Genomic DNA, 22,266 nt, shown 5'->3' on the forward strand with positions numbered 1-22,266 from the left:
CGGGGAGCATGTGAAGAAGTTGCTTGTACTGGCAGCGGCAATCGCAGGCGTCCTGGTCTACCGGAAAGCACAGGAGTCCGAAGCCCGGAAAACAGTCTGGAGCAAGTCAACCGATACGGTTGATTAGCCCGGACACCCGCTCCGGGAGCGGTCAGACGCTCCCCGGTTCTAGGGTATGATGGACGGGTTGCTTCTTATGGGGGCATGGCGCAATTGGTAGCGCACCTGCTTTGCAAGCAGGGGGTTCGGGGTTCGAGTCCCCGTGCCTCCACCATAGGAAAGTCCCGGTCAGCGTATAACGCAGACCGGGACTTTTGCTTTTTATCGTCGCCGGGAAACCAGTATCAGGGGGCTGCAGTGAACTTGCTCTTGGCGACCCTGGGAGTGCTGGGTGTCGCTTCCTCGGGTCCCTTGATCGCGGCCACCCTTGGTGCCACCAGCGTCAGCGCCCTGGCCATCGCCTTCTGGCGCAATGCCATCGGTGCAGCCGTCATGGCCACGCCCACCCTGGTCCGGCAGCCCCGCCAGTTCGGCCGCATCACCGGCCGCGAGTTCCGCTGGTCAGCACTGGCCGCCGTCGCCCTTGCCCTGCACTTTGCCTGCTTCATCACATCCCTGCAGCTCACCTCCGTGGCTGCGGCCACGGCCTTGGTGTGCCTGCAGTCGGCCTGGATTGCGGTCTTCCAGCTTGTCCGCGGTACCCGGCACCGCTGGCAGGTACTGGTTGGCCTGGGCATCGCGTTCGGCGGCGTCGTGGCCATCACCGGCTTCGATCTGGGATCGTCCCCGCAAGCCCTCGTGGGTGACCTGCTGGCCATGGCCGGCGGTGCCTTGGCCGGCCTTTACACACTGGCCGGAGGCAAGGCACGGCAGAGCATGACCACTGGAACCTACACCACGCTCTGTTACGGCATGTGCGCGGCTTTGGTGGCCGTGCTGGCCCTGATCGCAGGCCAGCCCCTCGCCGGCTTCGAACCTGCCGGGTGGCTCGGCATCGCCGCCATTACCGTCTGCGCGCAATTGGTGGGGCATACCGCCTTCAACCACCTGCTGGCCACCATGAGCCCGCTCATCGTCTCCATGATCATCCTGCTGGAAATCCCCGGCGCGGCCCTGCTGGCGGCCGTGTTCCTGCACGAGACCCTGCCTGCAGGCACGTACGCCGGGCTCGGGCTGATCCTGGTGGGACTCGCCGTCGTGGTCCTGGGTCAAAGGAACGGCAGGGCCGGCAGGCGCGGGGCGGCGACCCAGGAGGAGCCGCCGTCGGAACGCCTGGCCGAGCTGGGAACTGACTGAGCGCTACTGGCCGCCGCGGCGCATCGGCTGTGCCGTGTTCACCGTGTGGATGGCCCTCAGGAGCTTGGCCGGGAAATACACCGAGAAGAAGACCACCATAGGAGCCTTCAGCGCCATCTTCTTGACGTTGTGGGCCTTGTAAGTCCGGTCAAACCTGGTGACGTAGTAGCGGTAGTCGCGGGGTGAGTCCTCCAGCCGGCGTGCCGACATCCCCGACACCATCTGCGGCCAATAGCGCACCGGTAGCTCATGGTCGGCCAGGTGCAGGGACAAATCGATGTCCTCGTGCATCTCGTCCTTTTCGTCCCGGCAGGTCTCGTCGCGGATGGTCTCCCAGGCGCTGGCACGCAGGGCCATGTTGGAGCCGAAGAGGAAATGGTACTGGTGCTTGGCCAGCTTCAGCATGAGCTGGCGCATTTTATCGTCCGCCTTAAGCCCGAAGCGGCGCATCGGCATGTCGTAATAAACCACGGGGCCGGTGGCGGCCTGGACAGACGGATCAGCGAACGCCTTCTGAACCTGTTCCACCCAGTCCGGTTCCACGATGGAGTCCGCGTCAATACGTCCCAGGATGTCCCCGGTGGCGCAGTTGAGCCCGAAGTTCCGGGTGGGGATAAGCCCCTGCTCCCGGTCCTGGGTCAGGAGGATGATGGGGCTTTCCGGATATTCCAGCTGCATTTGACGGACGATGTCAGCGGTCCGGTCCTTCGAGAGGTTGTCCACCACGATGATCTCGTGGGCAGGAACGGACTGATAGATGGCAGCGATGAGGCATTGCCGGATCACGCTCTCCTCGTTGTACGCCGGGATAACGATGGACACGCGGAGCTGTATGGCTGCGTCGTTCACGGCATCCCCAGAGGATCGGTTGGCTGGCATTACCTCAAATCTAGCATCCGGCCTCTTCCTGCCGGGGATCGAGGGGCCGGTCCCGGAACCGGACCGTAGGCACAAAAAAGGAGCTCCGCGTGAAACGGAGCTCCTTTTTAGGTGCAGGCTTTTGTGCCGCGGGGAAAGCTAGGCCTGGCTGCTGCCCTTGTCATCCTTGGCGGCGCTCTGGGCACCTTCGGCAGCGTCGTCGGCCACATGCTTGGCCTTCTCGGCGGCGTCGGCAGTCTTTTCCTTGACGGCCTCTGCTGCGTCAGCGGTCTTGTCCGCCACGGCTTCCGCGGCCGTACCGGTTGCAGCCGCAGCATTGCCAGCGGCGTCTGCAGCAGTTTCCTTGACGTCGCTGACGGTGGTGGAGGGAACGGGGGCGGGAGTGGGCGTGACCGGCGAAGGAGTCTTCCACGGGTCTTCCACCGGCTTGGATGCCTTCCAGGCTGCAACGCCGGCTGCCACGGCTGCGGCCACCACGCCGAAGATCAGCCAGCCGCGCTTCTTCGGCTTTTCCGGCTGGGCCAACTGGACGTCCACCGCGCGGCCGGCGCCGGCCGCAGCGGCCTTGAGCTGGGCTCCAGTCGCCTGGGCCTGCTCCTGGATGGCGTTGATGAGTCCCACGTCCCCCAGCTTCTGAGCCACGGCGTCAACCCGCGCCGGAGTGCTTTCCAGGGTGCGGTGCACCGCTCCGGACGCCACGCCGATCTGGTCCGAGAGCTTGGGGAGGTACTCCACCACAACCCGGTCACGCGCATTCAGGACCACCGGGGTGGCCTTGTCCAATGCTTCGTGCAGCCTGGGGGATGCGCCTTCGACAACGTCGTTGATCCTGGGAGCCAACTGGGCCAGTCCGTCCTGGATCCGGGGAGTTACGGTGGCAACACCGTCTGCCAGGTTATGGGCGGCCGACTTCAGGCCCTCCTGGATCTTGGGAGATGCAGTATCAAGGCTCTGCTGCAGGCGGGGAACAGCCCAGTCCACGGCAGCCTCCACCCGGGGAGCCGCCCAATCTTTGGCGTTTACCACCGCGCTGGTGACCGACTGCTCAAGGTCACGGGCAATACGATCCGATTTCTTCACAACTACCTCCCGATTAATGTGACGGTTCTGTCGCTAGCCTACGTGCCCAGATCTTCACGGGCTATTCACTCTGCGGATTTTAGGGGGATTTCACCCAGCGCGGAACTGACTCCGCAGCCGTGGCCGGCCCGAACCGGCATGGAAGAATGGGGCCTATGACTGCCATCGCAACTGCAAAAGCAACCATCCACACCAGCCTCGGCGACATCGTGGTTAACCTCTTCGGCAACCACGCGCCCAAGACGGTCAAGAACTTCGTGGGCCTTGCCACCGGCGAGCAGGCCTGGACCCACCCTGAGACCGGCGAGGACAAGACCGGCACCCCGCTGTACAACGGAACCATCTTCCACCGCATCATCAAGGACTTCATGATCCAGGCGGGCGACCCGCTGGGCCGTGGAACCGGCGGGCCCGGCTACCGCTTCGACGACGAAATCCACCCGGAACTGAACTTCAACCAGCCCTACAAGCTCGCAATGGCCAACGCCGGCATCCAGATGGGCAAGGGCACCAACGGTTCACAGTTCTTCATCACCACCATTCCCACGGACTGGCTCCAGGGCAAGCACACCATCTTTGGTGAGGTGGCTGACGAAGAATCCAGGAAGGTCGTCGACGCCATCGAGGGCGTGCGCACCGGCATGGGCGACCGCCCGGTGGAAGACGTGACCATCAACAGCATCGACATCGAACAGCTGTAACGCTCCACCATGAGTTACGGAATTCCGTCGGCTGAGCCGTCCGCCCAGGTTCCGGTCTGCCCCCGGCACCCGGACCGGCCGTCCTACGTGCGCTGCCAGCGCTGCGGGCGCCCGGCATGCCCCGACTGCCAGCGGGCGGCCGCCGTCGGATTCCAATGCGTTGACTGCGTCAACGAAACACAACGGGCGACGCCGGAGGTACGGACCGTCTATGGCGGTGCCGTTGCCACTGGCAAGCCGTTGGTGACGTTCGGCATCATCGCAGGGTGCGTTGTTGTCTACGCACTGCAGATGCTCATTCCCGGCGACTGGGTGTACAAGCAGTTCGCCTACAACAACATTTTTGCGGCCCCGCAGTACGGCGCCTTCGAACCCTGGCGGATGATCACGTCAGCTTTCCTCCACTCGCCGGACTCGCTGCTGCACATCCTCCTGAACATGTACACGCTTTGGATCTTCGGGCAGGCCCTGGAACCGATCCTGGGCCGCGTTAGGTTCCTGGCGCTGTACCTTATCTCCGCGCTCGGCGGCTCTGTGGGCTACCTGCTAATGAACCCCCTGCTGGTGCCCGGGCAGGGACTGGTGGGGCTGGTGGGCGCCTCCGGCGCCATCTTCGGCCTTTTCGGTGCCATGCTCCTGGTCCAGCGGCAGCGCGGCGGAGATACCCGCCAGTTGTGGGTCCTGATCGCCATCAACGGCGTCATCGGTTTCCTGATCCCCCACATCGCCTGGCAAGCCCACCTGGGGGGCCTGGTCACCGGCGCTCTGTGTGCCGCCGTCCTTGCCTACGCTCCGCGCGGGCGGCGACGGGGCCTCATCCAGGCATTGGGCCTCGCAGCCGTGTTTGCGCTGCTTATCGCCGTGAGTTGGGTGCGCGTGTCTCTCTAGCCCCCTCGAGCCTGCAGTACTCAGCGACTCCGGACCGGAAGGTGCGGAGTCGCTTTCTTTTTCCACAGCCCTTATCCACAGTGTTAATAACTTACAAAGGTGTAGTTCATGCACCAACCCCGGCGTTGACGGCTTGTACTGGCCAGCCTGCCTCGTGGGTCGGCCGTTTCTCCACACCTGTGGATAACCTGTGGGGATATCGCTGTGTGTAAGTGGATAAGCGGGGGATTCTGGACGCTGCTGTGGAAAAACGGGCTATATCCAGCCCCAAAGCCCCCGCGGCTGATCCCGGCGCAGAGTTATCGACAGCGATATACACAGTGTTAATAAGTCACAGAGTTGTAGTTCCCGAGCCGGACCAACCCGTGGGAGTAGGGCCAAAAGCCCTTCGCGGTGGGGATTTCCACTCTGTTTCCCACAGCTGTGGATAACTTGTGGGTATTGCGATGTTGGTAAGTGGATAACAGGCAGCCGGGCAGAGTTCCCATCCTGCCTATGATGGTTGCCTGCCAGCCGTTACCGCGAGAAGGACACCCGTGAGCGTCACCGAGCATCTGTACCTGGACAAACAGCATCCAGCCCTGTGGAAGGCCATCAGCGGATTGGGCCTCAAGGTGCAGGAAACGGCGGAAGAGGCCGGAATAGGGCGGGGCCTGCTGGAACTGCTCAACGTCCGCATTTCACAAATCAACGGTTGCGCCTACTGCCTGGACCTGCACGTGCGGAGGGCAGGAGAGGCGGGAGAGACCTCCCAGCGGCTGGCGGTCCTGCCGGCATGGCGTGAGACTGCATTGTTTACGGACAAGGAGCGGGCGGCACTGGGGCTCGTGGAAAGCATTACGCAGCTCCCGGACGACCGTGCCAGGGAGCACGCAGAGGCAGTCGCGCGGCAATGCCTTACAGCTGAAGAATTTTCCGCCGTGAGTTGGGTTGCCGTGACAATGAATGCATTTAATCGGGTCTCCATCACCAGCCATCATCCCGTCAGGCGGGAGCGTCCTTAGCCACCGGCGTTACTGTGCATGAAGCCGATCCCAGCCCGCCCAAGGCTTTATCCACAGGTATTCCACACTGTTAATAACAGCAGGTTGAGGGGCGGGATGACGCAGGACCCCTGCTGCCCACCGCCGCGCCTGGTTTCCCCGGCCATGCAAGCACTGCTTTTCCACAGTGTGGATAACTTTCCCAACAGCTGGGGATAACTGGATAGCCGGACCAGGACGCGCTACGGACAGAAAGGCAGTTGCAGGAGGCGGGGCGGGAAAGGGGGCTACTCAGGCCAGATGCCCGAGGAACCCCGGCGATGGCTGCCCAGGAGATGGGTGTCTACAATCCCCACGGCCTCCATCAGCGCATACATGGTGGTAGGTCCCACGAAGGAGAAGCCACGCTTTCGGAGCGCTTTGGATAAGGCAAGGGATTCTGCCGACTGGGTGGGGATGTCGGTGATTGCCTGCGGCCTGGGCGTGCTGGCAGGGCGGAAGCTCCATACGAAGTCCACCAATCCGCCGTCGTTCCTTAGCTCCAGGGTGGCCTGGGCATTCCTGACGGCGGCGAGGATCTTAAGCCTGTTCCTGATGATCCCCGGATCCTGCATCAGCCGCTCCACGTCAGCGACGCTGAACAAGGCGACTTGCTCGGGATCGAACCCGGCGAAGGCGGCACGGAATGCAGGGCGCTTTCGCAGGATGGTTGCCCAGGAAAGCCCTGCCTGGAAGCCCTCGAGGCAGATCCGTTCGTACAGGCCCTGCTCGTCCGTGACGGGCAGTCCCCATTCCTGGTCGTAGTAATTCCGCATGAGCGGATCGGTTGCAGCCCAGGCGGGCCGGGCGAGGCCATCCTCGCCAACGATCACCCCGGCGGACCCGGCAGCCAGTGCAGTCCTCCCTGATTCAGGCTGCGTGCCGCTAGGAACGCCAGCGGGTGGTCATCAAAAACCCGACGATGGCAATGCCGAAACCCGCCACGATGTTCCAGGACTGCCAGGCCTGGACCGGAAACCGGCCCTCACTGATGTAAAAGGTGATGATCCACAGGAGGCCGATAATCATCAGGCCGAACATGACAGGCTTGAACCAGACGGGATTGGGCTTGTAAGCCTGTGGGGAAGCCGGCTGGGCGGTGCTGGCGGTCTTCTTGCGAGGCTTTGACTCGGGCACTGGCTCTCCTTGACGGGCTGGGCAAGCTCGGCGGCCCGGGCTTGGTATCCTGCAAGAAGGAAATTGCCAGCGGTCTGCGCGATCTTGGTCAAATCTGGATTCTTACTAGCAGCCAATTCTAGCCGCAGTTGCTGGGCCGCCCGTGCGGGCGTGGCCGGGGCACTGCCAGGGTAAACGCCCGGAGGGGAACGCGTGGTTTTGCAGGAGAAGGCGGGGCCCGCCACTGCGACCGCCCCCCGTCGTGCCCTGCTGCGCGGCACTATCCAGGTGCTTGGCGAGCTGCTGATCACCGCAGGCGTCATCCTCCTCCTCTTTGTGGCATGGCAGCTGTGGTGGACCAACGTGGAGTCTGACGCCAAACAAAGCCAGGTCATCAAGGAATTCGCCAAGGACCTGGGCACCGCCACACCTGCCCCGGCAACCAGCGCGCCTGCTGCCCAACCCGCTGCCCCCGAAGACTTCGGCAAGCCTGTGGTGGGAACTGCTCCCGCCCACGCCGGCACCATCGGCATCGTATACATCCCGCGGTTCGGCCCTACCTACACGCGCCCCATCGTCGAGGGAACCAGCCAGGACGTCCTGGACACCCTTGGCCTGGGGCACTACAGCAACACGGCGATGCCCGGGGCGGTGGGCAACTTTGCCGTCGCCGGCCATCGCCAGACCCATGGGGCCGTGCTGGACAACATCCACACGCTGGTGCCGGGCGACAAGATCTACGTCCAGACCAAGGACGGCTACTACGTCTATGTCTTCCGGAACAACCAGATCGTGATGCCCTCCCGCACGGATGTGCTGGAACCGGTACCCACCCAGCCCGGCGCCGCACCCACCGAAAGCTACCTCACCATGACCAGCTGCAACCCCCGCTTCGGCGCGGAAGAACGCATCATTGCCTACGCCCTGCTGGACAGTTGGCGCCCCGCCTCGGCCGGGCCGCCGGCAGAAATCGCGGCGCAGGTTGCGGCAGCCACCGGAAGGAGCTGACCGTGTACGCCTGGATTTTCCGTCACCTCCCGGGACCGCTCTGGGTCAGGATCATCATGTCGCTGGCATTGGTCTTCATTGCCCTGGTCCTGATGGTCCAGTTCCTTTTCCCCTGGATGTCCCATTTCACCCAATTCACCGACTCAACGATTGGTTCTGCAGACCAGCCATGACTACAACCAAGATCCTTGTAGTGGATAACTACGACAGCTTTGTCTACACCCTGGTGGGCTACCTCCAGGAACTCGGCGCCGAGACCACGGTGGTCCGCAACGACGACGTCACGTTGGCGGAGGCGATCGAACTTGCCGGCACCCGTGACGGCGTTCTCATTTCGCCCGGTCCGGGGAACCCGGCGGAGGCTGGAGTCAGCATTGAACTGATCAAGTGGTGCGGTGAAAACAGCGTCCCCATGTTTGGCGTGTGCCTGGGCCACCAGGCGCTGGCAGAGGCCTTCGGCGGCAAGGTAACTCACGCTCCCGAGCTCATGCACGGCAAAACGTCCCAGGTGGAACACATTGGCACCAGCGTTTTCGCCGGGCTCCCCTCCCCCATCACGGCCACCCGCTACCACTCGCTGGCCGCCGTCAAGGAATCGATTCCAGACGTCCTGGAAGTCACGGCGCAAACCGCATCAGGCGTGGTCATGGGGCTCCAGCACCGGACGGCACCGCTGTGCGGGGTGCAGTTCCACCCGGAGTCGGTGCTCACCGAGGGCGGGTACCAGATGCTCGGCAACTGGCTGGAATCACTGGGCATGAAGGGTGCGGCTGCCCGGGCCGCGAAGCTCAGCCCGCTGATCCAGCACTAGCCGGAACTGTCCCCGGCCGACGAAACGTCAGCCTTTTTTGGTCGGCTTCGGGGTGGGTGTGGCCGTAGGCGTGGGGGTTTCCGTTGGTGGTGGCGGTGGTGGCGGTGCCTTCGCGACCACTATGGTAATGGTCTTCCCCTGGTCGACGGCACTGTTGGCTGGATCGCTTTGGTCCGTGACCTTGCCCGGCTCTACCTGCGAGTTCTCCATTTCGACCGCCGAGGGCACCAGGCCCAGCTGCTTCAGGGCGGCTTCGGCTTCGTCCCGGGTAAGGGCGCGAAGTTCCGGGACAACCACCTTGCCGGTGGAAACGATGAGTTCCACGCTGGTGCCGACGGCAACGCTCTGCCCTGGCGCCGGGTTGGAGGTGATGACGATTCCGGCCGGAACGGTGGCGCTGTTGGCGGTTGTGGTGGACGGGGCGCCGACAAGGCCCGCCTGGCGCAGGATGTCCCGTGCAGCGGCCTCTGTCTTGCCCGGGAGGCTGTCCGGGATCTTCACCGAACTCGGCCCGTCGGAGATGTTGAGGATGATCTCGGCGCCCGGGTCGAGTGCAGCGCCGGCGGCAGGATCGGTCCCGACGGCTGTCCCCTTGGGCACCGTGTCGTTCGCCGCGCGCGCGATCCTGGGCCGAAGCCCGGCGTTGTACAGCGCCTGCAGCGCGGCAGTTTCCGACAAGGATGCCACCGACGGGATCTGCACTTTGGCGGGAGCGGGCGCGGGACGGTTGACGGTTTGGTAAAGCCAGAGGCCGCCCCCGGCGAGGACCAGCAGGGTGAAAATCACCAGGGTGGCAATCCACGCACGACGGCGGGACTTCTGCCGTGCGGTCCGCTCACGTTCCGGAGGGAGGCCTAACGGCAAGGCGGCAGCTGGACTGTACCCGCCGCCGTCGTACCCATTAGTCCGGTGCTCATCCGCAAGTTCCAGCGGAACCGCCGGCCCGCCGTCGTCATGGAATAGGTTGGTGGCGGCCAGCCGCCCCGTGGGCGCGTTATCAAGGAAACCCGCCGCCCCTCCGGCAGCGAATGCCTCCGTGGGAGGCGCTGCTTCGGGAACGTGGTCGTTGGGGTCGGTGGGCGCCTCGGACGCCGGCACGGCCGGGACTGCGACCCCGGCCCTGGCAGCCCGCAGGGCGCGCCGGAAAGCGGCGGCGTCCTGGAACCTGTCAGCCCGGTTCTTCTGCAGGGCCTTGGCCAGGACCGTGTCCAGCGCCGGTGACACCTGCGGGTTGAGGCTGCTGGCAGGCTCGGCGATTTCACGGACGTGCTGGTAGGCAACGGACACGGGGCTATCGCCGACGAACGGCGGCCGCGAGGTAAGCATTTCGTAGAGCAGGCAGGCGGCCGAGTAGAGGTCGCTGCGCGCATCCACGGTTTCACCGCGGGCCTGCTCCGGCGACAGGTACTGGGCCGTTCCCACCACCGCCTGGGTCTGGGTCATCGTGGCCGAGGAGTCGGCGATGGCCCGGGCAATGCCGAAGTCCATCACCTTCACGGAGTTTGTGCCGGGGCAGTACATCACGTTGGCAGGCTTGATGTCCCGGTGCACGATCCCGGCCTTGTGGCTGTATTCGAGGGCCCCAAGGACGCCCAGGGTGTAGTCGATGGCCTGGTCGATGGTGACGTCGTTGGCGCGGATCAAATCACGCAGCGTCTTGCCCTCAACGTATTCCATGACGATGTAGGGCACCCGCACGTCCTCGGCCGAGCCGTCATGCACGGTGTGCTCGCCGGTATCGAAGATGGCAACGATGGACGGGTGGTTCAGGGCGGCCACTGCCTGGGCCTCGCGCTTGAACCGGGCCTGGAACTGCGGGTCCCTGGCCATGTCCGGCCTGAGCAGCTTAACGGCAACAGTCCTGCCCAGCCGCGTGTCCATCCCCTTGTAGACATCCGCCATGCCGCCGCGGCCAATGAGGTTCCCCAGCTCGTAGCGGCCGCTCAGGACACGCCGGTTATCCACCGGGAGGCTGTCCTCCCGGTGCAACGGTGCGCGTGGTGACTCATTCACTGGCGTTTCCTGACGTTTACGGCGTGCAGGTAGGGGGCGTCCCGGGCGCTTGGCCCACCGCGCAGGTTGCAAGCGGCGAGATGGGCGTGGGCCCGGCCTGGGAGGACGTTGTGGGCGCCGGGGTCGGCACCACCGTGGTGGGCGTGGGAGTCGGCGCCGGAGCAGGAGCCGTTGCGTAGACGACGGTGATGGCTGATCCCTTGGGAATAACCCCCGTGGGGTTCAGTTCCAGGACCGTGCCGGGGGCCGCGGAACTGCTTTCCTGCGGCAGCACCGTCACCTGCAGTCCAAGTCCGGCGAGGGCAGCCTGCACCTGCCGGTACGGCTTGCCCAGGTAAGCCTCAGGAATGACGTTGACCGTTGCCTGGGTGGGTTCCGGGGTAGGTGTGGGCGTCGGCGTGCTGCGTGTCTGCGTGGGCGTCGCCGACTGCGTGGTCCGTGTTGGCGTCGCGGACGACGGCGGCGCGCTGCTGGCGGTGGCGCTGGCGCTGGGGCTGCCGGACGGCGAGAAGAGTCCCACCTGGTTCAGGAGGAAACCCACCAACGCAAACAGGAGCAGCAGGATCAAGGCGACCAGAGGCCATGTCCAGGGACTGCGTCCCTTGCGCCGGGGCTCGTCGGTGCGGTCGTCGTCGTACGTTTCCCCGCCGTACGTGTCCTCGTCCTGCTGGTCCCAGTTGCGCTGGGCAGCCAGCGCATTGGCGCGGGCAAGCGGACCCTGAGGCGCGTCGCCCTCAGTGGCTGATGCGCCATGGGCCCCTGCAGCCATTGCGGCGGCGGCGCCGGCCGCACCTGCACCGAGCACGGGCAGGGCAGAGGTGGCGGTGGGGGAATCCCGCTGGGTGCCAATGACGCCGGTGGGGGCGGTGGTGGTGTCGACGGGCGCGGTGATGGGGCCGGTGTCCGCGTCGAAGAGGAGCATTCCGGGCACGGCGGCGCGGGCTGCGCTGATATCGCCGTTGCGGATGGCTTCCGCTGCCTCGGCCAGCTTGATGGCATTGGCAGGCCGGTCCTTGGGATCCTTGGCCAGCATCGACATCAGGAGCGCCCGGACCGGGGCAGGCAGGCTGTCCGGAAGCGGCGGCGGAGCGTCGTTCACCTGGGCCAGCGCAATGGCGATCTGCGATTCACCGGAGAAGGGACGGTGGCCGCTGAGGCACTCATAGCCGATGACGCCGAGGGAGTAGATGTCCGAGGATCCGGTGGCGGTCTGGCCGGTTGCCTGTTCGGGTGCCAGGTACTGCGCCGTCCCCATGACCTGCCCGGTCTGGGTGAGCGGCACCTGGTCGGCGAGCCGGGCGATGCCGAAGTCGGTGACCTTGACCCGTCCGTCGGGCGTAATCAGGAGGTTTCCGGGCTTGACGTCACGGTGGACCAGGCCCTGGGCATGCGCCACGGCCAAAGCGCGGGCGGTCTGCGCAATGATCGAGAGCGTACGGTCCGGCGACAGCACCTGCTCGTGCTCGATGATGCTGCTCAGCGGCTGGCCCGGGACCAGTTCCATGACCAGGTAGGCGGAGCCTTCCTCTTCGCCGTAGTCGAAGACGTTGGCGATGCCCACGTGGTTCAGGAGCGCGGTGTGGCGGGCCTCGGCACGGAAACGCTGGAGAAACCCGGGGTCCCCCGTGTATTCCTCCTTGAGCACCTTAATGGCGACGATGCGGCCCAGGACCAGGTCCTTGGCTTTCCAGACTTCGCCCATGCCGCCAATGGCGATCCGCGTGGTCAGCTGGAATCTGCCGCCGAGGGTGATTCCCGTTGTAGGCCTCACTTATTCAACACCGCCTCAAAAATCTTCTTCGCGTTAGGACTGGTCAGCTTTGCTCCCGCGTAAATGTCTACGCCTTCCATGACGATCGTGACGCTGACCTTCGGGTTGTCAGCGGGGGCGAACCCGGTGAACCACGAATTGTTGGTTCCGTTTCCGAGTTCGGCCGTGCCGGTCTTGCCCGCCACCTGTACGCCGGGAACGGCGGCACCTTTGGCGATACCGTCCGTAACGACGCTGGTCATCCAGTCCGTGATCTGCTTGGAGATTTCCGGGGTGGTGGACGTCCTGAGCTGTGCCGGCTGGGGCTCATCAATGACGCGCAGGTCCGGGGACCGCAGGGTTTTGACCAGGCTCGGCGCCATCTGGACACCGCCGTTTGCGATGGCGTTTGTCATCATGTTCACCTGCAGCGGCGTGACCCGCACATCCTTCTGGCCGATGGCGGACTGGGCCAATCCGGGTGCGTCCAGGTTTTCAGGGAACCCATTACCTGTTGCATGGCCCAGCTTCAGTAGGTCCCCCACGTCCTCGCCAAACCCGAACTTCTTGGCTTGGGCGGCGATGGCGTCCCGGCCAAGGTCCAGCGCGATGCTGGCGAACGGCGTGTTGCAGGACTGCTGCAGTGCGAAGGCGAAGCTGGCGGTGTCCCTGGTGTAGCAGTTGCCGCCGGCGTAGTTGGGCAGTTTGTACTCGATGCCGTCGAAAGGCATCTCCGCGGGGTTGGGCAGGACGCTGTCCTTGTTGTATTTCCCTGAGGCCAGGGCGGCCGCCGTATCCACGAGCTTGAAGACCGACCCCGGGGCGAGGAGCTCACCGGTGGGACCGCTGACATTTTGGTTCAGGTTGATGCCCGGGATCTTGACCAGCTCATTGATGTTGGCGCTTTCGGCCTTTGGATCCTGGGTGGCCACCAAATTCGGGTTGTAGGACGGCTTGGAAGCCATGGCCAGGATGGCACCGGTCTTGGGATTGGTGACCACGATCGAGCCGCGCTGGCCGTCCGGGATCAGGTTGTAGGCCAGCTGCTGGATCTGGGGATCGATGGTGAGTTCGACGGAGGCACCCTTGGGCTGGTTGCCCAGGAAGAGCTGGCCCACCCGGTCCAGGAAGAGCTGGTCCGAGTTGCCTGCCAACTCGGCACCCATGGACTGCTCCAGTCCGGTGGCCCCGTAGTTCTGGGAGAAGTAGCCCGTCAGGCCGGCATACAGCTCCGGCTGCGGGTAGGTGCGCTGGAATTTGCACGTCTCAGAGTTGCTCTCCACCGATTCCGCCACCGGGGTCCCGCCCACGATGATGGAGCCGCGGTCATTGCAGTAGGTCTGGAGGATGGCGCGCTTGTTCCAGGGGTTGTCCTTCAGTGCGTCCGCACCAATCACCTGGACATAGCTGATGGCACCGAAGATGAGGGCGAACATGGCGATGGCCGCTACCCATGAGTGCCGTATTGCCTGGTTCATGCGTGCTTCACCGCCTCGGTTGGGGTATCAATGCCTATGGATTCCGCCCCCGCTGACGGCGGCAGGGGAGTGGTGTCCACCGGGCCCCGTGCCGTATGCGAGATCATCAGGAGCAGTCCCACGATGATCCAGTTGGCCAGCAGCGATGAGCCACCGGCGGCCAGGAACGGAGTGGTCAGGCCGGTCAGCGGGATGAGCCTGGTGACGCCGCCGATCACCACGAAGCACTGGAGCGCCACGGCGAAGGACAGGCCGCAGGCCAGTAGTTTTCCGAAGGCATCGCGTGTGCCAAGGGCGGCGCGGAACCCGCGGGTGAACAGGAGCAGGTACATCAGGACTACGGCGAAGAGGCCGATCAGGCCAAGTTCCTCGCCCAGGGAGGCGATGATCATGTCGCTGTTGGCAAAGGGAACCAGGTCCGGACGGCCCTGCCCCAGGCCCGTTCCCACCAGGCCGCCATTGGCCATGCCGAACATCCCCTCGACGATCTGGAAGCTGCCGCCGTACTGGCGCCCGTAGACCTCGTCGGTGAAGGCATTCAGCCAGCCGTCGATGCGCAGGCCCACGTGCGAGAAGACCTGTGAAGCGATGAAGCCGCCGCCCAGGAGGAGGGCCAGGCCGATGACAACCCAGCTGATCCGGCTGGTGGCCACATAGATCATGACGATGAAGAGGCCGAAGAACAGGACGGAGGACCCGAGGTCGCTCTGGAAGACCAGCACGCCGATGCTCACCAGCCAGGCGGCCACCATGGGCCCGAGGTCCTTGAAGCGCGGGAACTGCAGCGGCCCGATCTTCCGGCCCGCCAGCAGGATCAGGTCACGGTTGGAGGACAAATACCCTGCGAAGAAAATGGCGAGGGTGATCTTGGCGATTTCACCGGGCTGGAACGTCATGGGGCCCAAACGGATCCACACCCGTGCACCAAGGATCTCCCCGGCACTGATCCCGGGGATCAGGGGAAGGACCAGGAGGACCGCACTGGCTGCAAGCGAGATGAACGTGAACCTGCGGAGTACACGATGGTCTTTCAGGAACCAGATGACGGCGATGGCCACCGCCATGGCAATCAGCGTCCACCGGAGCTGGTTGTTTCCCGTGTCCCCGCCTGGCGGATCCAGCCGGTGGATCATAGCCAGCCCCAGGCCGTTCAGTGCAACCACCAGGGGAAGTATTACCGGATCAGCATATTTTGCGCGGAACCGCAGGACACCGTGGAACACCAGGGCGGCGACTGCCAGCAGACTGGACTGGAACCAGAAGTCGGAGTCGAAGGCCTTCTCCTGGTCCACGCCCACCAGCATGTTGGCCCCAATTCCTACGGCAAGGGCCAGCAGCAGCAACGCGAGTTCGACGTTGCGGCGAGGCTTGGGCATGCTGCTTACCTGGCTCATTTGGCCGCCTCGCAAGTAATGGTGGGAGTAGGTGATGGGGAAGCTGCCGACGGTGCCGGGGCAGGGGCGGAGGCGCCCGGTGCCGGCGGCGGAGCCGCTGCACTCGCGGGTGGGGCGCTGGAAGGCGGTGCGGGGCTGCCGGACGGGGCAGGGGCAGTGGCGGAGCCCGAAGGCTTGGGGCACGCCTCCTCCGGAGAAGTGGTCCCCGTGAGCTCCAGGTTCTTGACGATCCGCTGCGCGTCGTAGAGGTCGTTGGCCGGAACCGTCTGCCGCACGCGCTGCTGCGAGAACGGCGGGAGGGAGTCCATCCGGATATCGGTCACGGCTTCAAGGGATGACAACTGGATGGGACCCAGCCTCTGGGAGACACCGTTGTAGATCGCCACCCGGGAATCGAACTCACCCACGTAGTAGCGGGTCTGGGTCCAGGCGTAGCCCAGCCAAAGCCCAACGGCCACCACAACCAGCACTGCAGCTGCAACGGACCATGCCAACCAGCGGCGTGGCCGAAGCGGCACCAGGTTTTCCCCGGGGTCGGCGGCGGGTTCTGCCTTGTGGGTAAGGAGCGTGGCAGCCCGCCGGGCAACGGTTCGTCCGGCAACAGTGGGGATGGATCCCGATTCCGCTGCGGCGGCGGCCGCACCCACCAGCTCGTGCGGGCGCGAGGCAAGCTCTTCGCGCAGCACTTCGGCAGACAGGTGTTCACCGAGATGCGGGTCGGTGCTGCCGGGCTCCGTGGCGTCGGCATTCGTATTGTCGGAGGCCTCGTCATCGGCGGCGCCATCCTTGGCACCGCTTTCGGCGGGTTCCTTGCCCTCGGCGGGACCCGCAGGGCCGGTGGCTGCAGCTTCGGAGGCGGGTGCGCCAGCCGCCAAAGCCGCGGCCGGCTTGCTGCCTTGCACCGGCGGGACGATGTCGACGGCGGCGGTGCTGACGTCGTCGGGCGTTTCCTCCACGATGTCCACCATGACCACGGTGACGTTGTCCGGGGAGCCGGCCTCAAGGGTCAGTTCAACCAGGGTTTCGGCGCACTCGTGCAGGTTGTGGGTTTCCCGGACCGTCCGCTCGACGGCGTGCGCGGCCACATAGTTCAGCCCGTCGGAGCACAGCAGCCAGCGGTCGCCGGGCTTGGCGTCCAGGGTGTCCAGGTCCAGTTCCGGACTGGCATCCACATCGCCCAGGACGCGCATCAGGACATTCTTGTGTGGGTGTGTTTCGGCTTCCTCCGGGCGGAGCCGGCCTTCATCGATGAGCCGCTGGACAAAGGTGTGGTCCACACTGATCTGCTTGAACTCACCATCCCGCAGCCTGTACGCGCGGGAATCGCCGATATGCGCGAAATGGAGTTTGTTGTCAGCGAGCAGGAGCGCGGTGACCGTGGTGCCCATGCCCGCGAGCTTGGGGTTGATGTGCACGAGCTCGGAGAGCAGCGAATTCGCAGTCTGGATCTCATCGGCAAGGACGGTGCCGGCGTCGTCCCCATATTCCGGACTATCCAAGTGGATCATGTCCAGGACGGTCGCCGCCGAGGCGACGTCACCGCCGGCGTGCCCACCCATGCCGTCCGCGACGACGGCAAGGTGGCGGCCGGCGTAAGCGGAATCGTCGTTCTTGGACCGGATCCGGCCCACGTCGGACCGCGCCGCGAAGCGCATGATGAGGGGCCGCTGCGCCGGGCTGGAGCCGGTTGCGGGGTTTTCAGGCACGGCCACGGTTACGGCCTCAATTCAATGACCGTCTTGCCGATTCTCACGGGTACCCCTGGCTCAACCGGCAGGGCACGGGTAAGTTGCTGGTCTCCCAGGTAGGTGCCGTTGGTGGAGCCCAGATCCTCGATGAACCAGCGGCTGCCCTGCGGAAAGAGCCGGGCGTGGCGGCCGGAGGCGTAGTCGTCCTCCAAAACGAGGGTGGCTTCCTGTGCGCGTCCCAGCAGGATGGGGCTGGCGGCCAGCGGCAGGGTGCGGCCCTTGAGTGGGCCTTCGACGACCACCAGCTGACGCGCCTGCTGCTTCACAGGCTGGGGCTGTGCCTCGGCGAGTTCCGGATTCCGCCGGACCTGCCGGGCGGTGGGCGCGCCGGCCGCGGCCTTGCGTCCCACCATGAGGTCGCGCCGCATGGCGGAGACGATGCTGAAAATGAGTACCCAGAGGAGCAGCAGGAACCCGAACCGCAGCGCGGTGATGGTCAGGTCGCTCATGCGTGGCCACCCGGGTTGGCAGGAAGCAGGCGGAAAATGATCTTTGTCCGTCCCATCGTGATGGTGGAGCCGTCTGTGAGTTCGGTGCTTCCGGAGACCTTTTGGCCGTTCACATAGCTGCCGTTGGTGGATCCGAGGTCCACGGCACTGGTAACGCCGTTGGCCGTGCGGATTTCCAGGTGGCGCCGGGAAACTCCCGTATCTTCAATGTGGATGTCCGCTTCGGATGACCGTCCCAGGACGATGGACGGGGCGTTAAGCGAATAGCGCTGGCCGTCGATGTCCAGGACCGGCTGGAGCCTGACGGGCTGCCGGCTTGGTGCGGCGGGAACGTTGGGCCTTGGCTGGGCGGCGCCCGCGCCTTGGGATTTTTCAGTGGTTGAAGCAATTTCGAAGGCACCGGCACGGAGCTCGCTGTCCCGGCGGAAGGAGATCCGCACGGGCCCCTGGAGTATGTAGCCCTGGCCGCGGACATGGTTGATCACCACATCGCAGAGTTCTTCGGCCAGCGGGGTGCCCCATTCCTGTGCCCGCGCGAAGTCGTCGTCGCTGAGCTGCACGTCGAACACGTTGGGCACCAGCGTGCGTCCGGCCGCCACTGTAAGGGCTTTGTGGTCCACTTCGCGGCGGAGCCTGCTGGCGATTTCCACCGGTTCCACCTGCGCCTTGGAACCGGTGGAGAAGACGCCGCGGACGGCCTTTTCGATGCCACGTTCCACCTTGTCCAGCAGACCCATGGTTCTTCTCCTTTCCCCCCGGCTCCGGGGCATTAGTTGCTGCTGACCAGCACCTGCAGGGCAGTCCGCTGCCGTACGGTTCGCCCGCCGGCAGTGCCCACTCCTACATCCGATACTACTTGCCACCCCTGTGAATGACCTTAATCCGCAACGGCCGGGCGCCCGCGAAAGTTCGGTTTCCGGGCCGCAGCAACCCGCCGTCGTGCTGTCTTCCTGCGGCTTCCGGCACCGGCATGCGGCCCGATTCGCAGCGGTTTTGCGCCGTGCGCGTGCGGGAGGTGAGGGGCGGGTGGAGGCCAATTGGTAATTTCCGGCAAGTGTCCGTTATGCTTGATCTCGCTGCTTTTACGAGACGCGGAAACGGGAAACCGGTCCGGTTGAGTGGAAGAAGTTGCGCGCGAGTGGCGGAACGGCAGACGCGCTGGCTTCAGGTGCCAGTGTCCGAAAGGGCGTGGGGGTTCAAATCCCCCCTCGCGCACGCAATTGGAAGAGCCCCGGTCTTTGGACCGGGGCTCTTTTGCGTTCCTGCCGTGAAACCCAAGTTCCGGGGATTGCACCAACGTCCGGATTTCACACCCCCGCGTTCGCTGGTGATACGTCCGGTGGCGGGTGCTTGGGCACCTGGCCGCAATGGACGACGGCGGGGCGGGGCCTAGGTGGACGGGCGCGCCGAAGCCTTGAACCGGCGTCGTGAATTTGCCACGTGGGTTCGCATGGCGGCCGCAGCGGCAGCCTCGTCACCATCGGCAATGGCATCCCGGATGGACCTGTGCTCCAACACGACTTGGTCGAAATGGTCGCGGGCGTAATGCTCGGCGTCCGTCATCAAGCGGGTGCGCGGCATAGCGATCATGGTCTGCCCGAGGGCCGACAGGCAATCGGAGAAATAGGGGTTGCCGGAGGCTGCGGCAACCGCACGGTGGAATTCGAAGTCAGCCTTCATGGCATGCGCCGGGTGCCCGGAACTTTCCGTAAAGGTGTCCAGGGCAGTGCTCACGGCCCTTAAATGCCGCTCGGTGCGGTTCCGGGCTGCCAGTGCTGCGGCTTCGGTCTCCACTCCCATGCGGAAGGCCAGCAGGTGCAGCCTGTCCTCCGTGCTGGCCACCGGACGGATCCCCACACCCTCCGAGGGCCTGTCCGCCGGGGGAGTGAGGGCGAAACTGCCGCGTCCGCGCTCGGTTTCGACCAGTCCTTCGGCCTGCAGCCGGGTAAGGGCGGCGCGGACCACTGTCCGGCTGACACCGAACTCGCTGATCAGCGTGTTCTCGCTGGGCAGCTTTTCCCCCGGCTGGATGACGCCGTCGACGATGCGGTTGCGAAGGTCGGCGGCTAGGTCCGCGGTGAGGTTCCGGGTCATGGCTAAAGATTACGGCTTCGGGGTTATGCGCCGAACTCGACGCTCTCGGTGGTCCAGGCTCGGGCCTGGTCACTCAGGGTGATGCCAAGGCCGGGGCGGTCCGGAACCATCATCCGGCCGCCCTTGGTTTCCAGGCGCTCGTTGAAGAGCGGGTCCAGCCAGTCGAAGTGCTCCACCCACGGTTCGCTCGGGTAGGCAGCGGCCAGATGGAGGTGGATTTCCATGGCAAAGTGCGGGGCCAGGCCCAGTCCGCGTTCGTCGGCCAGGGCGGCGAGGCGGAGGAACTGGGTGATGCCGCCGACGCGCGGGGCATCGGGCTGGATGATGTCGCAGCCGCTGGCGGCCATGAGTCCCTTATGTTCAGCCACGGAGGCGAGCATCTCGCCGGTGGCGATGGGGGTGTCCAGGACCTGTGCCAGGTGGGCATGGCCTTCGAAGTCGTAGGCGTCCAGGGGTTCCTCGATCCACACCAGGTCGAATTCCTCGAGGCGTCGGCCCATGCGCAGGGCGGTGGCGCGGTCCCATTGCTGGTTGGCGTCCACCATGAGCGGGACGTCGGGGCCGATGTGGTCGCGGATCCCGGAGACGCGGCGCAGGTCTTCTTTGCCGTCCGGCAGGCCAACCTTGATCTTGATGCCGCCGATACCCTCCTCGATGGATTGGGTGGCGCGTGCCTTAACTTCGTCAAGGCTGGCGTTCAGGAAGCCCCCGGAGGTGTTGTAGGTCCGCACCGAGTCGCGGTAGGAGCCGAGGAACTTTGCCAGCGGCAGCCCGGCGCGTTTGGCCTTCAGGTCATACAAAGCGATGTCGACGGCGGCGAGGGCCTGGGTGGCGACGCCGGAGCGCCCCACGGAAGCCCCGGCCCACAGGAGTTTGGTGTAGATCCGGGCGATGTCGTTGGGGTCCTCGCCGAGGAGGCCTTCGGCGACTTCCTTGGCATGCGCATATTGGGCGGGACCGCCGGCACGCTTGGAATAGCTGAAGCCGATGCCGGAGTGCCCCAGTTCGGTGCTGATCTCCGCGAACAGGAAGACGACCTCGCTCATGGGCTTTTGCCGGCCGGTGAAAACCTTGGCGTCGCTGATGGGGACAGCGAGGGGTAGGCAGGCGGTGGATAGCCTGACGTGCCGGATCATGTCGACGGGACTCATTGATTCTCCTGGAAGACGGGCGGGCTCCTTCGCCCACTTCCCTAGGATATAAGTATCAAACTTGTATTACAAGTAGCTCCGTGCGAATCCAATTTACGTGTCTCTTGGCGATTCCCGTCCTATTTTGCCCTCGTGGGATGATAGAGGGGATGACTTCCCCCAATCCTTCCCCTGAAACTCCTGTCCGCGCCTCCAAGGCAGCCGCCGGCACTGCCCGGCCGCAGGTCCGCCCCACTGCCGAGGGCTGGGAGCAGGCGCGTACTGTCGAAGGCCGGCCGCTGCTCCAATTCGCGTCCCCCCGCGTGAAGCAGCCGCCGGCACACCTGGCGGACCTGAGCCTGGCCGAGCGCGGTGAGAAGCTGAAGGAGCTTGGCTTGCCGGCTTTCCGGGCGAAACAGCTCTCCACGCACTACTTCCAACACTGGACGGTGGACCCGGAGCGGATGAGCGACCTGCCCAAGGCGGGCCGCGAGGAGCTTGTCTCCCAGATGTTCCCACCGCTGCTCACCGAGGTCCGCCGGCAACGCACCGACAAGGGGGACACCATCAAGTTCCTCTGGCGGCTGTTCGACGGTGCCCTGGTGGAGTCCGTCCTGATGCGCTACCCCGGCCGCATCACCCTCTGCGTCTCCTCGCAGGCAGGCTGCGGCATGAACTGCCCCTTCTGCGCCACCGGCCAGGCCGGATTGACCCGCAACATGTCCACGGCGGAGATTGTTGACCAGGTGGTTGCTGCCAACCGGGCCATCGCGGCCGGTGAGCTGGGTCCGAAGGAGCACGACGACGAGCGGGTCACCAACATCGTGTTTATGGGCATGGGGGAGCCCCTGGCCAACTACAAGCGGGTCATGGCCGCCCTGCACCGCTTCGTGGATCCCGCGCCGGAGGGCCTGGGGATGTCCGCCCGGAACATCACCGTTTCCACTGTCGGCCTGGTTCCGGCTATTCGGAAGCTGGCGGAAGAGGACCTTCCCGTCACGTTCGCGCTGTCATTGCACGCCCCCGACGACGAGCTCCGTGATGAACTGATTCCGGTCAACAACCGCTGGAAGGTGGACGAGGCGCTCGATGCCGCCTACGACTACTACCGCAAGACGGGCCGCCGCGTCAGCATCGAGTACGCGCTGATCAAGGACATGAATGACCATCCGTGGCGTGCGGACCTGCTGGGCAAGAAGCTCAACCAGCGCGGACGCGGCTGGGTGCACGTCAACCCGATTCCGCTCAATCCAACTCCAGGCTCCATCTGGACCGCCTCGGACAAGTCGGTGGAGCAGGAATTCATCGAGCGGCTCCGCGCCACGGGCGTGCCCTGCACCCTCCGGGACACCCGCGGCAAGGAAATCGACGGCGCCTGCGGCCAGCTGGCCGCCGCCGAGGACTAGGCG

General features: G+C 65.1%; 22 protein-coding genes and 2 tRNA genes. 11 read left to right on the top strand and 13 right to left on the bottom strand.

The window, feature by feature from the left end:
• Positions 1–10: 10 nt before the first annotated feature.
• The 3 genes from ACETK3_RS14870 to ACETK3_RS14880 all read left to right on the top strand — a co-directional run bounded on the left by ACETK3_RS14870 (position 11) and on the right by ACETK3_RS14880 (position 1,296).
• The gene (locus tag ACETK3_RS14870; protein ID WP_229748488.1) at positions 11–127 is read left to right on the top strand and encodes a DLW-39 family protein; all 117 of its coding nucleotides are present in this window, start codon (positions 11–13) and stop codon (positions 125–127) included.
• Between the two features lie 71 nt (positions 128–198).
• Positions 199–274: transfer RNA gene (locus ACETK3_RS14875), tRNA-Ala, on the top strand.
• Positions 275–357: 83 nt separating this feature from the next.
• Positions 358–1,296, top strand: a complete 939-nt coding sequence (locus ACETK3_RS14880) for a DMT family transporter (protein WP_373993130.1) — start codon at positions 358–360, stop codon at positions 1,294–1,296.
• 3 nt (positions 1,297–1,299) lie between these two features.
• Here ACETK3_RS14880 and ACETK3_RS14885 read toward each other — a convergent pair whose 3' ends face one another.
• On the bottom strand, positions 1,300–2,175 hold the full coding sequence (locus tag ACETK3_RS14885) for a glycosyltransferase family 2 protein (protein WP_236800395.1): 876 nt from the start codon (positions 2,173–2,175) through the stop codon (positions 1,300–1,302).
• Positions 2,176–2,313: 138 nt separating this feature from the next.
• On the bottom strand, positions 2,314–3,255 hold the full coding sequence (locus ACETK3_RS14890) for a hypothetical protein (RefSeq protein WP_373993131.1): 942 nt from the start codon (positions 3,253–3,255) through the stop codon (positions 2,314–2,316).
• 155 nt (positions 3,256–3,410) lie between these two features.
• On the opposite strand from ACETK3_RS14890, the gene ACETK3_RS14895 reads away from it, so the two are divergent.
• The 3 genes from ACETK3_RS14895 (at position 3,411) to ACETK3_RS14905 (ending at position 5,848) form a co-directional block, all read left to right on the top strand.
• Entirely contained in the window at positions 3,411–3,956 is a 546-nt protein-coding gene (locus tag ACETK3_RS14895) for a peptidylprolyl isomerase (RefSeq protein WP_236800397.1), read from the top strand.
• 9 nt (positions 3,957–3,965) lie between these two features.
• Positions 3,966–4,844: a rhomboid family intramembrane serine protease gene (locus tag ACETK3_RS14900; RefSeq protein WP_373993132.1), complete on the top strand. Its 879-nt coding sequence runs from the start codon at positions 3,966–3,968 to the stop codon at positions 4,842–4,844.
• 536 nt (positions 4,845–5,380) lie between these two features.
• Complete coding sequence (locus tag ACETK3_RS14905; RefSeq protein WP_236800399.1) at positions 5,381–5,848, top strand: carboxymuconolactone decarboxylase family protein; 468 nt, start codon at positions 5,381–5,383, stop codon at positions 5,846–5,848.
• Positions 5,849–6,114: 266 nt separating this feature from the next.
• On the opposite strand, the gene ACETK3_RS14910 is transcribed toward ACETK3_RS14905, so the two are convergent.
• Both ACETK3_RS14910 and ACETK3_RS14915 read right to left on the bottom strand, forming a co-directional pair.
• Complete coding sequence (locus tag ACETK3_RS14910; protein WP_236802969.1) at positions 6,115–6,720, bottom strand: DNA-3-methyladenine glycosylase I; 606 nt, start codon at positions 6,718–6,720, stop codon at positions 6,115–6,117.
• A 31-nt stretch (positions 6,721–6,751) separates the two neighbouring features.
• A complete protein-coding gene (locus ACETK3_RS14915; RefSeq protein WP_236800400.1) occupies positions 6,752–7,003 on the bottom strand; it encodes a cell division protein CrgA in 252 nt (83 codons plus the stop codon).
• A gap of 192 nt (positions 7,004–7,195) precedes the next feature.
• Here ACETK3_RS14915 and ACETK3_RS14920 point away from each other — a divergent pair, with 192 nt between their 5' ends.
• From ACETK3_RS14920 to ACETK3_RS14930, 3 genes are read left to right on the top strand one after another with little or no spacing between them, the layout of a single operon-like run.
• Positions 7,196–7,990, top strand: a complete 795-nt coding sequence (locus ACETK3_RS14920; RefSeq protein ID WP_237429336.1) for a class E sortase — start codon at positions 7,196–7,198, stop codon at positions 7,988–7,990.
• Positions 7,991–7,992: 2 nt separating this feature from the next.
• Positions 7,993–8,163 (top strand): hypothetical protein, encoded by a 171-nt coding sequence (locus ACETK3_RS14925; protein ID WP_236800402.1) that lies wholly within the window; start codon positions 7,993–7,995, stop codon positions 8,161–8,163.
• Positions 8,160–8,801, top strand: a complete 642-nt coding sequence (locus tag ACETK3_RS14930) for an aminodeoxychorismate/anthranilate synthase component II (protein ID WP_236800403.1) — start codon at positions 8,160–8,162, stop codon at positions 8,799–8,801. The genes ACETK3_RS14925 and ACETK3_RS14930 overlap by 4 nt, the downstream gene beginning before the upstream one ends.
• A gap of 27 nt (positions 8,802–8,828) precedes the next feature.
• On the opposite strand, the gene pknB is transcribed toward ACETK3_RS14930, so the two are convergent.
• The 7 genes from pknB to ACETK3_RS14965 are packed head-to-tail and all read right to left on the bottom strand — an operon-like array spanning position 8,829 to position 18,370.
• The gene (pknB, locus tag ACETK3_RS14935) at positions 8,829–10,814 is read right to left on the bottom strand and encodes a Stk1 family PASTA domain-containing Ser/Thr kinase (RefSeq protein WP_373993133.1); all 1,986 of its coding nucleotides are present in this window, start codon (positions 10,812–10,814) and stop codon (positions 8,829–8,831) included.
• A 16-nt stretch (positions 10,815–10,830) separates the two neighbouring features.
• Entirely contained in the window at positions 10,831–12,585 is a 1,755-nt protein-coding gene (locus ACETK3_RS14940; protein ID WP_237429338.1) for a serine/threonine-protein kinase, read from the bottom strand.
• Entirely contained in the window at positions 12,582–14,042 is a 1,461-nt protein-coding gene (locus ACETK3_RS14945; protein WP_373993134.1) for a peptidoglycan D,D-transpeptidase FtsI family protein, read from the bottom strand. The genes ACETK3_RS14940 and ACETK3_RS14945 overlap by 4 nt, the downstream gene beginning before the upstream one ends.
• Positions 14,039–15,436, bottom strand: coding sequence for an FtsW/RodA/SpoVE family cell cycle protein (locus ACETK3_RS14950; protein WP_236800406.1), 1,398 nt, complete (start codon positions 15,434–15,436; stop codon positions 14,039–14,041). Before ACETK3_RS14950 ends, ACETK3_RS14945 begins: the two co-directional genes overlap by 4 nt.
• Positions 15,433–17,148, bottom strand: a complete 1,716-nt coding sequence (locus ACETK3_RS14955) for a PP2C family serine/threonine-protein phosphatase (protein ID WP_373993135.1) — start codon at positions 17,146–17,148, stop codon at positions 15,433–15,435. The genes ACETK3_RS14950 and ACETK3_RS14955 overlap by 4 nt, the downstream gene beginning before the upstream one ends.
• Before the next feature lie 2 nt (positions 17,149–17,150).
• The gene (locus ACETK3_RS14960) at positions 17,151–17,633 is read right to left on the bottom strand and encodes an FHA domain-containing protein (protein ID WP_236800407.1); all 483 of its coding nucleotides are present in this window, start codon (positions 17,631–17,633) and stop codon (positions 17,151–17,153) included.
• Entirely contained in the window at positions 17,630–18,370 is a 741-nt protein-coding gene (locus ACETK3_RS14965; RefSeq protein WP_236800408.1) for a DUF3662 and FHA domain-containing protein, read from the bottom strand. The genes ACETK3_RS14960 and ACETK3_RS14965 overlap by 4 nt, the downstream gene beginning before the upstream one ends.
• 395 nt (positions 18,371–18,765) lie before the next feature.
• On the opposite strand from ACETK3_RS14965, the gene ACETK3_RS14970 reads away from it, so the two are divergent.
• A tRNA-Leu gene (locus tag ACETK3_RS14970) sits at positions 18,766–18,848 on the top strand.
• 174 nt (positions 18,849–19,022) lie between these two features.
• Here ACETK3_RS14970 and ACETK3_RS14975 read toward each other — a convergent pair.
• Both ACETK3_RS14975 and ACETK3_RS14980 read right to left on the bottom strand, forming a co-directional pair.
• Positions 19,023–19,727, bottom strand: coding sequence for a FadR/GntR family transcriptional regulator (locus tag ACETK3_RS14975; RefSeq protein ID WP_237429342.1), 705 nt, complete (start codon positions 19,725–19,727; stop codon positions 19,023–19,025).
• Positions 19,728–19,750: 23 nt separating this feature from the next.
• Positions 19,751–20,878, bottom strand: a complete 1,128-nt coding sequence (locus ACETK3_RS14980; protein WP_236800410.1) for a mandelate racemase/muconate lactonizing enzyme family protein — start codon at positions 20,876–20,878, stop codon at positions 19,751–19,753.
• A 149-nt stretch (positions 20,879–21,027) separates the two neighbouring features.
• On the opposite strand from ACETK3_RS14980, the gene rlmN reads away from it, so the two are divergent.
• Entirely contained in the window at positions 21,028–22,263 is a 1,236-nt protein-coding gene (gene rlmN, locus ACETK3_RS14985) for a 23S rRNA (adenine(2503)-C(2))-methyltransferase RlmN (RefSeq protein WP_236800411.1), read from the top strand.
• Positions 22,264–22,266 lie beyond the last annotated feature (3 nt).

Source organism: Arthrobacter sp. E44 (assembly GCF_041877125.1).
Classification (GTDB): Bacteria; Actinomycetota; Actinomycetes; order Actinomycetales; family Micrococcaceae; genus Arthrobacter.